Raw genomic sequence first — 15,605 nt, forward strand, 5'->3', positions numbered from 1 at the left:
AACCGCTTGTGCAGTCGCCTCGCCAAGCCTAAGTTCACCGCATGAGCAGAGCTTTCACGCGCGAAGAAGACAGCGAGAACGCCATTGCCGGCGTCGGCGAACGGCCGGTCAGCACGCACCGCAACCTGGTGACGGAGCGCGGCCTGGCGATGATCGAGGACAATCTCGCCGAGCTGCGCGACCTGATGGCCAAGGCTGAAAGGCGTGGCGACCGCGAGCGCCTCGCTGTCGTATCGCGCGACCTGCGCTACTGGACCGCGCGACGCGAAAGCGCGGAGCTTTCGGTGCCGGAGCCGGGCAGCGATGTGGTGCGCTTCGGCATGGGCGTCACCCTGGAAGGCGATGACGGCAGGAAGGTGCATTGGCGCATCGTCGGCGAGGACGAGGCCAATCCGTCGAAGGGCAGCATTTCCCATGTCTCGCCGATGGCCGTGGCTCTATTCGGCAAGAAGATCGGCGAGGTCGTGACCGTCAACGGCAAGGAATGGGAAATCGTCAAGCTCTCGGACAAGGTCGAGAACTAGCAGCCAAGCCTAATTGCCAGCTGCTGTAACAACCCAGCTTCGTATTTGTCCACGACATCGCGAGCAGCGTTCATTTCCCGTTTGTAGTTGTCGTGGCGGATTGGCCTTAGAATGACGCCGTCGTCGGTTTCGGCGATCTGGAGCTCATCGCCGACCTTGGAGGCTCAAGCTGTCAAGCATTTCGCGTGGCAGTAGCAAGGCCCCCGATCCGTCCTCAAGCCTCTGGACGACTGTCTGAACATCATCGCGCCATGGTTGCATCTATTTCCATAGAACAACCTTTTGGCCAAATCAGCAAGCCCTCACTGATCGGCCAGCAACCGATCCATCAGCCGGTTGGCCGCCTCCGGGATGACGGTTCCCGGCGGGAAGATCTCCGCCGCGCCTGCGGCCAGCACCGCGTCGTAGTCTTGTGGCGGAATGACGCCGCCGGCGACGATCAGCATGTCGCCATGGCCGAGTTTCTTCAGCGCGTCCTTGAGCTCTGGGATCAGCGTCAGGTGCCCGGCGGCTAAGGAGGAGGCGCCGATGATGTCGACATCGTGCTGCACCGCGAGCTTCGCGATCTCGTCCGGCGTCTGAAACATCGGTCCGACGGTGACATCGAATCCCAGATCGGCGAACGCGCTGGCGATCACCTTCTGGCCGCGGTCATGGCCGTCCTGGCCCATCTTGGCGACCAGGATGCGCGGTTTGCCGCCGGATTTCTTTTCGAACGCTTCGATCTTCTCCTGCAGCCGCTCAAGCCCCGGGTTGTCGCCGAGCGCCTCGCGATAGACGCCGAAGATCGTCTGCACCGCCGCCGTGTGGCGGCCGAATACCTTTTCCAGCGCCAGCGAAATCTCGCCGACGGTAGCGTTGGCGCGCGCCGCGCGGATCGCGAATTCGAGCAGGTTCTCGTCGCCCTCGGCGGCACGGGTCAGCGCCGCCAGCGCATCCTCCAGCGCCGCGACGTCGCGTGTGCCTTTCAGCCGCTGCAGCTTCGCCAATTGCCTGGCCTTCACCTCGGCATTGTCGATCTTCAGCACATCGACGTCGATATCCGCTTCAGGCCGGTGCGCGTTGACGCCGACCAGAATTTGCTCGCCGGAATCGATGCGCGCCTGGGTACGCGCCGCGGCTTCCTCGATGCGCAGCTTCGGAATGCCCTTTTCGATCGCCGCCGCCATGCCGCCGAGGTTTTCGACCTCCTCGATATGGGCAAGCGCGCGCGCCGCCAGATCATGCGTCAGCCGCTCGACATAGGCCGAGCCGCCCCATGGATCGATCATGCGCGTGGTGCCGGATTCCTTTTGCAGGATGAGCTGCGTGTTGCGCGCGATCCGCGCCGAATGGTCGGTCGGCAGCGCCATTGCTTCGTCGAAGGAATTGGTGTGCAGCGACTGGGTGTGCCCCTGCGTCGCCGCCATCGCCTCGATCATCGTGCGGGTGATGTTGTTGTAGGGATCCTGCGCCGTCAGCGACCAGCCCGAGGTCTGGCAATGGGTGCGCAGCGACAGCGAGCGCTCGTCCTTTGGCGCAAAATTCTTCTTCATCAGGTTCGACCACAGCAGCCTTGCGGCCCTGAGCTTGGCGACCTCCATGAAGAAGTTCATGCCGATCGCCCAGAAGAAGGACAGGCGCGGCGCGAAACGGTCGATGTCGAGGCCGGCGGCGACGCCGGCGCGGGCATATTCGATGCCGTCGGCGATGGTGTAGGCAAGCTCCAGATCGGCCGTCGCGCCGGCTTCCTGCATGTGGTAGCCGGAAATCGAGATCGAGTTGAACTTCGGCATATGCCTGGAGGTGTAGGCGAAGATGTCCGACACGATCCGCATCGAAGGTTTCGGCGGATAGATGTAGGTGTTGCGGACCATGAACTCCTTCAGAATGTCGTTCTGAATGGTCCCGGCGAGATCGTTCTGGGCGACGCCCTGTTCCTCCGCCGCCACGATGTACAGCGCCATGATCGGCAGCACCGCGCCATTCATCGTCATCGACACCGTCATCTCGTTGAGCGGAATGCCGTCGAACAGCTGCCGCATGTCGAGGATGGAATCGATCGCCACGCCCGCCATGCCGACATCGCCGGCGACGCGCGGATGGTCGCTGTCATAGCCGCGATGCGTGGCGAGATCGAAGGCGACCGACAGGCCTTTCTGGCCGGCCGCGAGGTTGCGCCGGTAGAAGGCGTTGGATTCCTCGGCCGTCGAGAAGCCGGCATATTGACGGATCGTCCAGGGCTGCTGGACATACATGGTGGGGTAGGGGCCGCGCACGAAGGGCGGCAGGCCTGGATAGGTGTCGAGATTGGCAAGCCCCTTGAGGTCGCCTTCCGTGTAGAGATGTTTTACGGCGATGCCTTCCGGCGTCATCCGCTGGCCCTTGATCTCGACCGGCGCGCGACGCGGCTCCGACCAGCCGATCTGGCTGAAATCCGGGATCATGATCCGGCTCCGATCGACTGATCGATGCGCACCGGAAACAGCGGCTCGCAGGTCGCCACGCCTTCGGTCAGCGCTGGACGCCGTTCCCGCGGCAGCGTCTCGACCGGACGCTCCACCGGCGCGCGGTAAAGCGTCGTGCCGACAATGCCGCGCTCGCCCGATCGGTAGGCGCCGTTGCGCTTGGCGGCGGCCGTCTGCACTCGGTTCTGGATATAGCCCTGCTGCAGGCTGGCGAGCACGCCGCCCTCGGCCTCGATGCGCTGGAATTCTTCCCAGGCCGCGGCGCAGAGATCGTTGGTCAGCGCCTCGACCGAACCGGAGCCGCAGGCCGGATCGGCGACACGGCCGATGTGGCTTTCCTCGGCCATGATCAGCTGCGCGTTGCGGGCGACGCGGCGGGCAAAGCCGGCCGGCAGCCCATGCGTGATGGTATGCGGCAGGATCGAGATCGAATCTGCGCCGCCGGTTGCCGCCGCGAAGGCCGCGATCGCCGTACGCAAGATGTTGGTCTCCGGGTCGGCCATCGTCATCATGCGATAGGAGGTCTCGGCATGGATGCTGGCGGTCGAGGCCGGGATCGAGCAGGCTTCCTGGACGCGCGCCCAGAGCTTGCGCAACGCCCGCACCTTGGCCATCGACAGGAACTGGTCCTGGTCCACGCTGAGCGCGAAGCCGATATAGGGCGCCGCATAGACCAGCGGCTGGCGCGCCTTCTCGAACATTCTGAGATAGGACACGACCGATGCCATCATCGTGCCAAGCTCCTGCGCCTCGGTGGCGCCGGCATTGTGGAAGACGCGGCCGTCGGCCTCGAGCAGCACGCCCGGCACGCCCATCGAGAAGAAATGCGCCAGCGACTGCGGCATCGATTCCTGCAGCGCCTCGATCGAGGTGCGCAGCCGCCCGGTTCCGGCGAAGATCGCTGCCGGGTCGATGCCGAAGGAAAGGTTGAGCTTGGCCGGATCGGAGCGGCGGCGGCTCAGGAAAGCCAGCAGCCAGTCGGCCACGGCGCGACTCCAGGGGTGCGCGTCGATGCGCACCTGAACGCGGTTGAGCGGCACGCCGTCGAGCACCCTTTCCAGCGCCTCCGCGGTGCGCGGCAAGCCGTAGCCGAAGGCATTCGGCGCACCTTCGAAGACAAGCGACAGGCCAGTGGCACCTTGGGCGATGTCTTCCAGGGCTTGCGCGCTGGCCCGGGCGACATCCGGGTCGTCGACGCGCTGACTGACGATCCAGGGCGCGGTCGGATTTGTACGCGGCAACGGCTCGGCGGTCGTCGAGCGTTGGCTGAGCGGCTCGATGCGGATGCCGTCATCGGTGTGGGAGACGAGCTTTTCCTCGAAGGAACCGCCGGCAAGCGCCTTTTCCGCCAGCGCCTGCCAACGCTTGGCGTCCGGGTTCGGAAGGTCGACATCCCTGGTCAAGGCGCCGGCGCCCATCGCTCTCCTCGCTTCTCGGTCGCATCAGCCGGTCAAGCCAATCTAAGGTCAGGAACCGGATATCACAATGCATCATCCGGCCGGGTTCTCTCGGCCAGCCAATCGATTGCCAAACATGCACCGAATCCGCAAGCGCCAAAGGCCAAATTCGCTGCTCCCCAAAATCGAGACTGGGCATTGCCGCATGCGACCGGCGTTACTATACCTCGGGAGAGGCCTTTGAGCGGAACAGATTGCGGAGACCGGACATGGTTGACGAGACCAGTATCTTCATCGGCGCCAGCCGCAAGCCCGACGATTCCTATCAGCGCGCCGAAGAGCTGCTGCTGCGCTACGGCAACCGCCACGGCCTCGTTACCGGGGCCACGGGCACCGGCAAGACCGTCAGCCTGCAGGTCCTGGCCGAGGGCTTTTCCAACGCCGGCGTGCCTGTCTTCTGCGCCGATATCAAGGGCGACCTTTCCGGCATATCCATGATGGGCGAGGCCAAGGATTTCCTGGTCAAGCGCGCCGAGCAGGTGAAGCTCGATCCTTATCAATTCCAGGAATTCCCTGTCATCTTCTGGGATCTGTTCGGCGAGCAGGGCCATCCGATCCGCGCCACCATTTCGGAGATGGGCCCGCTGCTTTTGTCGCGGCTGATGAACCTCACGGAAGCTCAGGAAGGCGTCATGAACATCGCCTTCCGCATCGCCGACGAGGAAGGCCTGCTGCTGCTCGATCTCAAGGACCTGCAGGCGCTGCTCGCCAACATCGCCGAGCGCGCCGACGAACTCAGCGCACGCTACGGCAATGTCACCAAGCCGTCGGTCGGCGCCATCCAGCGCACGCTGCTGGTGCTGGAGAGCCAAGGTGCCGCCAACTTCTTCGGCGAGCCGGCGCTGCGCATCGCCGACATCATGCGCACCACCCGTGACGGGCGCGGCGCGATCAGCGTTCTGGCGGCCGACAAATTGATGATGAATCCCAGGCTCTACGCCACCTTCCTGCTCTGGCTGATGTCGGAACTATTCGAGGAACTGCCCGAGGTCGGCGATCTCGACCGGCCGAAGCTGGTGTTCTTCTTCGACGAGGCGCATCTTTTGTTCGAGGACGCGCCGAAGGTGCTGATCGATCGCGTCGAGCAGGTGGTGCGACTGATCCGCTCCAAGGGCGTCGGCGTCTATTTCGTCACCCAGAACCCGCTGGATATTCCGGAAAAGGTGCTTGCCCAGCTCGGCAACCGCGTCCAGCATGCGCTGCGGGCCTATACGCCGCGCGAGCAGCAGGCGGTGCGCACCGCGGCCGAGACCTTCCGGCCCAATCCCGATTTCGACTGCGCCACCGCCATCACCCAGCTTGCCACCGGCGAGGCGCTGGTCTCGATGCTGGAGGACAAGGGCGTGCCGGCCATGGTCCAGCGCACGCTGATCCGGCCGCCGTCATCGCGGCTCGGCCCGATCACGCCCGAAGAGCGCCGCAAGATCATCGCCGAGAGCCCGGTCGCTGGCCAGTACGACGAGGCCGTCGATCGCGAATCGGCCTTCGAAATGCTGCAGAAAAAGGCCAAGGAGGCGCAGGACGCCGAGGCTCAGGCACAACAGCAGAACAGCGGCGGTTCGCGCTGGACCATTCCGGGCTTCGACGATGTCCTGGGGACAGGCAACCGGCGGTCTTCCAACCGCCAGACCGTGGCCGAAGCCGCCATCAAGTCGGTGGTGCGCTCGGTCGGCTCGTCCGTCGGCCGCGCCATCGTGCGCGGGATTTTGGGAAGCCTGGCGCGGGGCCGCTGAAGCAAAGAGGCGGCACCGCGCTCGGCGCGACGCGAATCATGCACCGCAACCTTTGATATCGGGCGAGATCCGCTTTCCGTCGCGCGAATCCGTCACGGAAATGCGCCGCCCCTGAGAGCCGTCCTCGTTACCTCGCGACGATCAAATCTTACTCGTCGACGGATGAGCCCCATCAGCGGCAGCTAAAACTTTTCGCAAGGGAACTTTTCCCAACGGAACAGCAATTTCATGAAATACCGAACGGACCAAATCATGGCCTTTGACGGCTGTTGCCGGGGGGCAAACTGGATAGCGCCGACAGCACGTGCGATCACGAACCATTGTGTCCAGGGAACCAAAAGCGCCCGCTAAGGTTGGGCCAAAGCTGCGGAGGGCTGAGCATCAGGAGTCCGAGTTGCGGCGCGATGACGATCTGCCAGCCTGGTATTCGGAAATTCCTGCTGAAAGGCGGCCGCTGCTGAACGCGAAAGGCGGGCTGTCGATCGGCCACGCTCGCCTCGTGGAGCAATTCCTGAGCGAGAACTTTTCGCGCAAGCTTGCGCTCGCCGAGATGGCGGCTGTGTGCGGGCTGTCACCCTACCATTTCGCCCGTGCTTTCTCCAAGACGTTCGGCGTGACGCCGCATCAATATGTTCTTGCCCTTCGCCTCGACTTTGCCGAGAAGCTGCTGGCCGACAGGCGCATGTCGATCACCGACATCGCCTATCTGAGCGGCTTCTCGAGCCAGAGCCACCTCACTACCACGATGAAGAAATATCGCGACGTGACGCCAATGCAGGTGCGAGAGAGGCTGGTTCGATCGCGGGCCGGCAGGCAGGGCTAATTCCCGCGCGGTTATCTATGGATCGGCTTATAAAAGGTATTACTAAAGTAATTTTGCGTTAACCTATGGAAGATCTACGGTATATTTTCAGATAAACAGCAATTTGTTGGAATACGAGCCCCTGAAAACCTGTCTTTCTGCAGCAAATCCGGTATTCGGATTCTAGCTGGCCGAGGGGACATGAGCGACGACACGGCGGTTCGCCGGAGCCTTTCCGAGGAGATCGGTTACTGGCTGGAGTCGGCATCGAGGACGCTTGAGAAGCGCTATGGAGATGGCGTGCCCCTGGCCAAGCAGGACATGCTGCTGGCCCATTATCTCTACGGCCTCACGACCGTCGTTCACGCGCATGACGCGCCTGCCGTCCATCTGGCGGCGGTGCGGTCCTATCTCGAGCGGCTGATCCCGCCGGAGCGGGTTGCCGCGGCGCTCCAGGCTGTCCCCGAGGATGGTGACGCCTGGCTTGAAAACACACTCGATCGCGTCGAGGCGATCGGGGAAAAACAGGGCCACGCGCTGCTCGCGCGCGGCGCCGATGTGATCGTCCCATTTTCGAGCAGACACGCTTTGGCGGCAGGGTCGGCGGAACCTGCCGTTATCGAGCGCGACCCACCAAAGGAGGCATTCTCGCAATGAACTTCAGGCAAGAACGTATCGCTCGGCGCGGGTCGGCCCGATTTGCTGGAAACTGGGTCTCCCGCGCTCCCGAGAGCCGTTCGCTGCGCCGCCGCCTAATGGCGACGCTGCGCAACGCGCATCGCGTGCTCGGCCTCGGTCGCAAGAATATGGGTCTCGGAACACTGGGCAGCGGCGGCAACGCGCGTTCGGCTCTGGCCTGCGGCATGAGCCCGGCCAGCATGCTCGGCGGCCTGGCGGCAATCGCCGCGCTCGGCCTCGCCACGCCGGCGCTGGCGCAATATGCCGCGGGCGGCGGTTCGGCGACCGGCGGCAACTCCGTCGCCATCGGTAACGGCACCGCGACGAATGGCAATAACAGCGTGGCGTTGGGCAGCTCCAACAGCGCAACGGGCGACGGCACGATTGCCATCGGCTATGCGATGGGTGTCAATGGCCTCAACTCCATAGGCATAGGTGTCTTCGCAGGCGCAACCGGCGTCAATGCCCTCGCCGTGGGCGGGAACGCCAAGGCCAACGGGGACGGAGCAAGCGCTATTGGCGTCAATTCGGTTGCAACCACAAGCGCGGCCGCCTTTGGCAATAATGCGCGTGCCGACGGAGTGAACTCCACGGCGATCGGCACTGTTACCCGCGCGACCGGGCTGCGCGCCACCGCGCTCGGGTTCGGGGCAACAGCATCCGGCGTGGATTCGATTGCCCAAGGTAACAGCGCCATCGCAAGCAACCAGAATGCCGTCGCCATCGGCTTCCAGGCGGTCGCTACACAGATCAACTCCATCAATATCGGCGGGCGCACTCTTGCGGGAGCGGGCGCTACTGCGCAGGGGGCCATCGCCCTAGGCACGGATGTGACGGCGTCTCAGCAAAACACCGTTGCCATAGGCATCCTGACCAAAGCAACGGGAACGAGCGCCACGGCGATGGGCAACACAGCCAGCGCGTGGGGCAACCAGTCCATCGCTCTCGGCTTGGGTGCGCAGGCGGGCGTTCAGGCCAACACGGCGCTGCCCAACAGCATCGCGATCGGCACCAATTCGCTCTCTTCCGGCGCTTTCGCCGTCGCGATGGGCAGTGCTTCAATTGCGAGCGGCTCCGCCGGCACCGCGGTTGGCAACACCGCCGTTGCCAGCGGCGCAAATGCCTCCTCGTTCGGATCAGGATCCAAGGCGACGGGAGACAATTCTCTCGCGGCCGGCGTCAGTGCCAGCGCTAGTGGAATCGCCAGCACCGCGCTCGGCATCGGCGCCAATGCGTCGGCGCAGAGCGCCATCGCCGTCGGCAACAATGCCAAAGCCGATGCCACCAACGCAGTGGCCATGGGCACCAACGCGGTCGCGACTGGCGGCCAGGCAGTCTCCATCGGCGCGAACAACACGGCCTATGGCAACGGCGCGGTCTCGATCGGCGATCCGAGCTATGCCAGCGGCACCGGCGCCTTCACCGGCGGCGCCAACAACATCGCCAACAGCGACGGCACGGCGACCGCCACCGCCGCTAATATGGCCAACGGCGCCGTCGCCATCGGCAACAACAACAAGGCGATCGGGCAAGGCTCGGTGGCGCTGGGCAACGGCTCCACCGCGGGTGCCGCCGGTCTCGCCGGCAATGTCGCCCTGGGCGACGGCGCGACCGCCGCGGCGAGTTCCGGCGACGTCGCCCTAGGCTCCGGCTCGGTGACTGTTGCGGCCGTCGGCACCAGCGGCACGACGATCGGAACCACGACCTACGCCTTCGCCGGCACGACGCCTTCCTCGACCGTCAGCATCGGCGCGCCGGGCGCAGAGCGGACCCTCACCAATCTCGCGGCGGGCCGGCTCAGCAACGCCTCGACCGACGCCATCAACGGTTCGCAGCTTTTCGCCACCAATCAGCAGGTAACGCAGAACACGACCGATATCGCCAACATCGGGAATACGATCACCAACATCAACACCGGTGCCGGCATCAAGTATTTCCGCGCCAATTCGACGCTGCCCGACTCCCAGGCTCTGGGGACGGATTCGGTCGCGATCGGCCCCAATGCCGTGGCCAACAACGCCGGCGATGTGGCAATCGGACTGAACTCCGTATCCGGCACCACGACGGTGGTCGGCGGCACAACGATAGGCGGTGTGAACTACGCCTTCGCCGGCGGAACTCCAGCGGGCGCATTCTCGGTCGGCTCCGTGGGCGCGGAGCGCCAGATCCAGAACGTCGCGGCCGGGCGGTTGAGCAACTCCTCGACCGATGCGATCAACGGCTCGCAGCTCTTCGCTACCAACCAGCAGGTAACGCAGAACACCACCGACATCGCCGCCAACACCGCCGACATCACCACTCTCGGCAACACGATCAACAACATCAACACCGGCGGCGGCATCAAATATTTCCACGCCAATTCGACGCTTGCCGATTCCCAGGCTCTGGGGACCGATTCCGTCGCGATTGGCCCGAATGCCGTCGCCACCAACACCGGCGACGTGTCGATCGGCCTGAATTCCGTTACCGGTGCCACGACCAATGTCGGCGGCACGACGATCGGCGGCGTCAACTACACCTTCGCCGGCGGAACCCCGGCCGGCGCGTTCTCGGTCGGTTCGGTGGGCGCGGAGCGCCAGATCCAGAACGTCGCGGCAGGCCAGTTGAGCAACTCCTCGACCGATGCCGTCAACGGCTCGCAGCTCTTCACGACCAACCAGCAGGTGACGCAGAACACCAGCGACATCGCCGCCAACACCGCCGACATCACCACGCTCGGCAACACGATCAACAATTTTGCCGGCGACACCTCGACTGCGTACACGGACGCCAATGGCGACGGCATCCGCTACGTGCGCACCAACGACTCGACGCTGCCGATTACCGACGCCTTCGCGCAAGGGGTTGGCTCCTCGGCGCTCGGCTATCAGGCGACCGCATCCGCCGCCAATTCCCTGGCCCTCGGCCGCGGCACCGCGGTCACCATCGCCGACGGCGTGGCGCTGGGCTCCGGCTCGGTTTCGGATCGCGCGGTCGCGCCCGCATCGGGATCTATCCTCTCCGGCACTGGCCTCATTCCTTTCAACACCACGGATATGAGCCTGCTCGGCGCCGTCTCGGTGGGAACCTCCACCGCCTATCGCCAAATCGTCAACGTGGCCGATGGCACGCAGGATCAGGACGCGGTCACGCTTCGCCAGCTGAAGGGCGCGCTGAGCTCCTTTGCGGTAACGGGGACCATGTACTTCCACGCCAATTCGACCGCGCCGGACTCGCTGGCGGTCGGCACGGAGTCGGTCGCGATCGGCCCGCGCACCACCGTCAACGGCGACAACGGCATCGGCATGGGCAACGGCGCCATCGTCCAGCAGACGGCACCGGGCGGCATCGCGATCGGCCAGAACGCGACCTCCAACCAGGCCGACAGCATCGCCTTCGGCACCAACTCGACGGCGAACGGCGCCCAGTCCATGGCGCTCGGCGCCGGCGCCACGGCTAACGAACCGGGCAGCGTCGCTCTCGGCGCCGGCTCGACCACCGCCGCGGCGGTCGCCACCACCGGCACGACGATCAACGGCGTCAACTACACCTTCGCCGGAACCGCTCCGACGAGCACGGTGAGCGTCGGCAGCGTCGGCAACGAGCGCACCGTTACCAATGTGGCGGCGGGCCGGATCAGCCAGACTTCGACCGACGCCATCAACGGCAGCCAGCTCTACGCCACCAACCAGGCTGTTGAAGCGATGCAGGGAAGCGTCGGCAACCTGACCGAGTTCTCTGTCCAGTATGACAAGAACCCGGACGGCACCAAGTCCAACTCGCTGACGCTTGTCGGCGGCGATGTGAATGCGCCTGTCGTCATCCACAATGTCGGCCCCGGCGTCGCCAACACCGATGCGGTCAACGTGCAGCAACTCAATCTTGGACTGACCACCACGCTCGACAACTCCAAGGCCTACACCAACCAGGTCGCGGCCACCACGCTGCAGCAGGCCAATGCCTACACCGACTCCAAGCTCAGCCAGCTCAACATGGATATGGGCGAGGCTCGGGGCGAGGCGCGCCAGGCCGCCGCGATCGGCCTTGCGGCCGCCTCGCTGCGCTACGACGACCGTCCGGGCAAGTTGAGCGTGGCGGCCGGCGGCGGCTACTGGCGCGGCGAAGGCGCCGTCGCGTTCGGCGCCGGTTACACCAGCGAGGACGGCCGGGCGAGAGCGAACGTTTCGGGCACGACGGCCGGCGGGCACTGGGGTGTCGGCGCGGGTGTCAGCTTTACCCTGAACTAGAGCGTGATCACGAAAAGTGCGTAGCGGTTCTGCGAATGATCATGCTCAGGCAAGGAGCCCGTCCACGGTCGGGCGAGCCGTCTCTGCCGTGGCACTTTGCATGGTTTGCCTGCTCCTGTCCGGCCCGCGCGCGGCCGGGCAGGAGGCGGCCCAGCCCGCCTATCGGATAAAGCCTTCCGACGTCGCGGTGCCCGCGGGCGTGAAGCTTGGCGACTATCAGCGCACCACTCGTCCGTTCGAGAACTGGACGCTGATCTGCGACGAGAACCTGCAGGCCAGGAAGAAGGTCTGCAACATCGGCCAGTCTTTCATCGATCAAAGCCAGGCGCTGGTCTTCAGCTGGTCGCTCGCGGCCGACGAGAAAGGCAAACCCTTCATGATATTGCGCACTCCGAGCGCGGCAGGTAAGGGCAGCAAGCTTTCGCTGAGACTTGCCGGCCGCAAACAGCCGGTCGACGTTCAACTGCAGGGTTGCGATGCGTCGGTTTGCGTGGGCTATGTGCCCGTCGGCCCGGTGCTTCGCGAGCAGATCGGCAAGGAGACCACAGTCCAGGTTTCCTATTCCCTGCCGTCCGGAGCGACCGTCAACCTTGATGCCCCGTTCAAGGGACTCAAGACCGCGCTGTCGGCCATCAACTAGAAAGACTTCGAGATGACACGCCAATCCATCGAGGACAGAATCCTGACGCAGCCGGTCGCGCTGCCGGAGCCGCCGGCAAGTCCGCCGTCACAGCGTTCGCCAGGCTGGCGCCTGGCGCGAAACGCGGCGCTGCTCGGCGCGTTCGCGGTCTTGGTCGCGGCGGCGGTGGTCCTGTCGTTCCGTCTCTATCCCGCGCTTGGGACATTCGTCGCTGGCACGGCCTCCGCGCAGGCGCAGGCGCCCATGCAGGGCAAGCCGGCGGAAGCCGTGCCCGCGCCGGCCGACGCCTCGGCAAACAAGAATCCGTTTCAGGCGCATGTCGCGCAGGCAGGTGTCCGCACCTGCGCCAATCTCTTTGCCGCGATGGGGCAGGCTCTGACTGCCGGGTCGACCTATGCGATCCAGACGCAATGGGACAAAACCTCACCCGACACCCGTGCCGTGCAGGCCGTCGCCGGGATGAGCTACAACCTGCCTGACTACAAGACGCAGGCCGCGGGCGTCGTTTTTGCCTCGCCTGTCGGCCAGAGCTGCGAGGGTGGCTTCATGCGCGTGGCGCCATTCCCGCGCTCTTGCCAGGAAGTCGCCGGAACGCTCCCGAAGGGCAGCCTGCTGGCGGACAATCTTTCGAACACGATGCTTTTCAACCTGGCCGACAATGCCGGCCAGGCGCTGCTGGTCCCAACCGGCAACACTTGCATCGTCGTCTCGGTCGCGCGCATGGGCGGCTAGAGCCGGGCATGACAGTCGATTGCTGAATAGCTGCAACTGGAGCACGAAGATGCTGATCAATCCCCGCCTTTCGATCCCGCTGCTTGCGGCGCTCGCCGGGCTTACGATTGCGAGCAACGCGGCTGACCTGATCGCCCCGCCGCCGGCGCAGACCGGCGAAGAAAAGGGCATCTGGGGCGCGATCGCCTATTCGCCGGGCGACGGCCGTCACGGCTTTTTCTGGGGCGCCGACAAGCGGCAGGAAGCGGAAGACATTGCGCTCAAGCATTGCGAGAATGCAGATGGCAAGGGCTGCCGGGTGGTCGAAGTGTTCCGCAACCATCGCCATTGGGACGATGATGACGGCACCGGCTTTCCCTATGAGCACTGCGCGGCGCTTTCGGTAGGCAGGAGCCGTGGCGAGGCGACGCCGTTCTGGAGTGCAGCATCAGCCGCGACCCGCCGCGAAGCCGAGGAGAAGGCGACAGCCCAGTGCGGAGGCGAGAGCAAGGAGTGCAAGATCCGCGAATGGGTCTGCACCTGACTTGCTGCGGAACTCAAGCAGCCGCGGCGGTTGGCCGACGTCGCGCCGTTCACACTGGAATGAGTGGCGCGACCTCGCGGTCTGAAGGCCGGTCGCTGGATGAGAGGCCGGACACGACACCGGCGCGATCGGCGGCGTTGCGGTTCTGGCTCATCTTGCGCTTGCCTTCGAGCTTTGTAATCGGCATGCGCAGGCCGACAATGCCCTTCAGCTGCGACTGGATGAAATCCGCCGGCGCGTCCGACACCGCCCAGGGCGCGGCGCGCCCGCCTTCATGCAGGTTGGTCAGGCGGGTCACGACCTCGAGCAGCCTGTCGGCGTCCTCGAAGAATTCGACAGGCCCGTGGGCGTGGACGGCGACATAGTTCCAGGTCGGGACGACCTTCCCGGTCTCCTGCTTGGTCTGGTACCAGGCCGGCGTCACATAGGCATCCGGGCCCATGAATATCGCCAGGCCGTTGCCCAGCGGCGGCACGCGCCACTGCGGGTTTGCCTTTGCGACGTGCCCGTAGATCACCCCATGCTCACCCTCGTTCTCGTCGAGCAAAAGCGGCAGATGCGTCGCCAGCGGACCTTCCGCCATGGCTGTCACCAGAATTGCCAGCCGCGCTGCGCGGATCGTGGCCCTGAGGCTCTCATGATCATCGTCGCGAAAGGCGGGTGGTGTGTACATGGTAAGACTCCTTGCAGCATAAAATGCCTGAAGTCCGGCCAGCTTAGAACATCCGCCGTTGAAAGTTTGTATGGTCCAGCCGCACGGCATGGCGTGCCGATGCGGGCTGCCGGGATGATGGATTTTCACCGCAGCCCGGTGGCGGTGCTGGCTATATTTGGCCAAGCACCGCTGGCCTAGGCGCAGGGTCAGAAAATCTCGTTGGTGAGCCGCTTCACCGGGCCGAGCAGTATCGAGCCCGTCGGCACGCCATTGTCGATCGGGATCGCCTTGCGCTCCGGCATGTCCTCTTCAGGCGCGCCGATATTGGCCGTCACGATGACCGGCGTCTTGGTCGGCACGCGGTCGTAGAGGTCGATGATGTCTTGGTTGATCAGACGCACGCAGCCCGACGACACCGACTTGCCGATCGACCACCATTCGGGCGAGCCGTGCAGGCGATAGAGCGTGTCCTGATTGCCCTGGAAGAGATAGAGCGCGCGCGCCCCGAGCGGGTTCTTCAGGCCGCCTGGCATGCCGCCATTCTTGGCGCTGAATTGCGTCAGTTCCGGCTGGCGTGCGACCATCTCGTCCGGCGGCGTCCATTTCGGCCATTTCTGCTTCCACTGCACGACCGCGTCGCCCGACCATTCGAAGCCGGCGCGGCCGAGGCCGACGCCGTAGCGGATCGCCTGGCCGCCCTCGCGCACCAGATAGAGGAAGTGGCCGGTGGTATCGACAACGATGGTGCCCGGACGCTGTCCGGTCGGATCGGGAACGATCTGGCGCAAGAATCTGTGATCGATCTTGTTGACCGGGATGGCAGGCAAGTCGAAGCCATTGTCCGACATCGCGCCATACATCGTCTCGTAATCGCCGAGCGGCGGCTCGACATAGGCGGGCGGCGGCGGCTGGATGGGAGCAGGGGCCGGACCGGTGGTGGTGCAGGCTGAAACGGCGGCCGAAGCAGCGCCGAGGGCTGTGAAATTGAGGAAGCCACGGCGGCTGATGCGGAAGGAAGCGTCTGACATGGTTGCCTTTTCTAGGTCTTAATTCGCAAGAAAGCATGAACCCGCGGGCACGTCGCGGCGGCATTCATAACAGTCGGCGGCGATAGGCGGTTCCAATTCTGGCCTGAGGGTGGACAGAAAAAGGCGAAGCTGTGACCGCGCCACAGCTGTTGCCCTGCAG

The 15,605-nt window shown here is 64.8% G+C and carries 12 protein-coding genes; 8 read left to right on the forward strand and 4 right to left on the reverse strand.

The window, feature by feature from the left end:
- The first annotated feature begins 41 nt into the window (after window positions 1-41).
- A complete protein-coding gene (gene greA / locus LB535_RS24650) occupies window positions 42-524 on the forward strand; it encodes a transcription elongation factor GreA (RefSeq protein ID WP_140845738.1) in 483 nt (160 codons plus the stop codon).
- Between the two features lie 302 nt (window positions 525-826).
- On the opposite strand, the gene scpA is transcribed toward greA, so the two are convergent.
- The gene (gene scpA, locus LB535_RS24655; protein ID WP_224634054.1) at window positions 827-2,950 is read right to left on the reverse strand and encodes a methylmalonyl-CoA mutase; all 2,124 of its coding nucleotides are present in this window, start codon (window positions 2,948-2,950) and stop codon (window positions 827-829) included.
- A complete protein-coding gene (locus LB535_RS24660) occupies window positions 2,947-4,389 on the reverse strand; it encodes a methylmalonyl-CoA mutase subunit beta (RefSeq protein WP_224634055.1) in 1,443 nt (480 codons plus the stop codon). Before LB535_RS24660 ends, scpA begins: the two co-directional genes overlap by 4 nt.
- A 248-nt stretch (window positions 4,390-4,637) precedes the next feature.
- On the opposite strand from LB535_RS24660, the gene LB535_RS24665 reads away from it, so the two are divergent.
- The 7 genes from LB535_RS24665 (at window position 4,638) to LB535_RS24695 (ending at window position 13,762) form a co-directional block, all read left to right on the forward strand.
- Window positions 4,638-6,161 carry a helicase HerA-like C-terminal domain-containing protein gene (locus LB535_RS24665; RefSeq protein ID WP_224545687.1) on the forward strand — a complete coding sequence of 508 codons (1,524 nt, stop codon included), beginning with the start codon at window positions 4,638-4,640 and terminating at the stop codon, window positions 6,159-6,161.
- 394 nt (window positions 6,162-6,555) lie between these two features.
- A complete protein-coding gene (locus LB535_RS24670; RefSeq protein WP_224604771.1) occupies window positions 6,556-6,984 on the forward strand; it encodes a helix-turn-helix transcriptional regulator in 429 nt (142 codons plus the stop codon).
- Window positions 6,985-7,164: 180 nt separating this feature from the next.
- The gene (locus tag LB535_RS24675) at window positions 7,165-7,620 is read left to right on the forward strand and encodes a hypothetical protein (protein WP_224634056.1); all 456 of its coding nucleotides are present in this window, start codon (window positions 7,165-7,167) and stop codon (window positions 7,618-7,620) included.
- A 98-nt stretch (window positions 7,621-7,718) separates the two neighbouring features.
- Window positions 7,719-11,867, forward strand: a complete 4,149-nt coding sequence (locus LB535_RS24680; RefSeq protein ID WP_224634057.1) for a YadA-like family protein — start codon at window positions 7,719-7,721, stop codon at window positions 11,865-11,867.
- A 100-nt stretch (window positions 11,868-11,967) separates the two neighbouring features.
- Window positions 11,968-12,507, forward strand: a complete 540-nt coding sequence (locus LB535_RS24685) for an invasion associated locus B family protein (RefSeq protein WP_140845744.1) — start codon at window positions 11,968-11,970, stop codon at window positions 12,505-12,507.
- A 12-nt stretch (window positions 12,508-12,519) separates the two neighbouring features.
- A complete protein-coding gene (locus tag LB535_RS24690; protein WP_224634058.1) occupies window positions 12,520-13,239 on the forward strand; it encodes a hypothetical protein in 720 nt (239 codons plus the stop codon).
- Window positions 13,240-13,288: 49 nt separating this feature from the next.
- Window positions 13,289-13,762 (forward strand): DUF4189 domain-containing protein, encoded by a 474-nt coding sequence (locus LB535_RS24695; RefSeq protein ID WP_224634059.1) that lies wholly within the window; start codon window positions 13,289-13,291, stop codon window positions 13,760-13,762.
- Between the two features lie 49 nt (window positions 13,763-13,811).
- Here the strand turns inward: LB535_RS24695 and LB535_RS24700 are convergent, their stop codons facing one another.
- Both LB535_RS24700 and LB535_RS24705 read right to left on the reverse strand, forming a co-directional pair.
- Window positions 13,812-14,435 carry an FMN-binding negative transcriptional regulator gene (locus tag LB535_RS24700; RefSeq protein WP_224634060.1) on the reverse strand — a complete coding sequence of 208 codons (624 nt, stop codon included), beginning with the start codon at window positions 14,433-14,435 and terminating at the stop codon, window positions 13,812-13,814.
- Window positions 14,436-14,623: 188 nt separating this feature from the next.
- Complete coding sequence (locus LB535_RS24705) at window positions 14,624-15,445, reverse strand: L,D-transpeptidase (protein ID WP_224634061.1); 822 nt, start codon at window positions 15,443-15,445, stop codon at window positions 14,624-14,626.
- Between the last annotated feature and the right edge of the window lie 160 nt (window positions 15,446-15,605).

The sequence above is a fragment of the Mesorhizobium sp. CA10 genome, assembly GCF_020165285.1.
In the GTDB taxonomy this organism is placed as follows: domain Bacteria; phylum Pseudomonadota; class Alphaproteobacteria; order Rhizobiales; family Rhizobiaceae; genus Mesorhizobium.

What these genes read in the sequence shown, in the direction of transcription:
- greA (WP_140845738.1), top strand. Translation starts at nt 42, where the DNA reads ATGAGCAGAGCTTTCACGCGCGAAGAAGACAGCGAGAACGCCATTGCC.
- scpA (WP_224634054.1), bottom strand. Translation starts at nt 2,950, where the DNA reads ATGATCCCGGATTTCAGCCAGATCGGCTGGTCGGAGCCGCGTCGCGCG.
- LB535_RS24660 (WP_224634055.1), bottom strand. Translation starts at nt 4,389, where the DNA reads ATGGGCGCCGGCGCCTTGACCAGGGATGTCGACCTTCCGAACCCGGAC.
- LB535_RS24665 (WP_224545687.1), top strand. Translation starts at nt 4,638, where the DNA reads ATGGTTGACGAGACCAGTATCTTCATCGGCGCCAGCCGCAAGCCCGAC.
- LB535_RS24675 (WP_224634056.1), top strand. Translation starts at nt 7,165, where the DNA reads ATGAGCGACGACACGGCGGTTCGCCGGAGCCTTTCCGAGGAGATCGGT.
- LB535_RS24680 (WP_224634057.1), top strand. Translation starts at nt 7,719, where the DNA reads ATGGCGACGCTGCGCAACGCGCATCGCGTGCTCGGCCTCGGTCGCAAG.
- LB535_RS24685 (WP_140845744.1), top strand. Translation starts at nt 11,968, where the DNA reads ATGGTTTGCCTGCTCCTGTCCGGCCCGCGCGCGGCCGGGCAGGAGGCG.
- LB535_RS24690 (WP_224634058.1), top strand. Translation starts at nt 12,520, where the DNA reads ATGACACGCCAATCCATCGAGGACAGAATCCTGACGCAGCCGGTCGCG.
- LB535_RS24695 (WP_224634059.1), top strand. Translation starts at nt 13,289, where the DNA reads ATGCTGATCAATCCCCGCCTTTCGATCCCGCTGCTTGCGGCGCTCGCC.
- LB535_RS24700 (WP_224634060.1), bottom strand. Translation starts at nt 14,435, where the DNA reads ATGTACACACCACCCGCCTTTCGCGACGATGATCATGAGAGCCTCAGG.
- LB535_RS24705 (WP_224634061.1), bottom strand. Translation starts at nt 15,445, where the DNA reads ATGTCAGACGCTTCCTTCCGCATCAGCCGCCGTGGCTTCCTCAATTTC.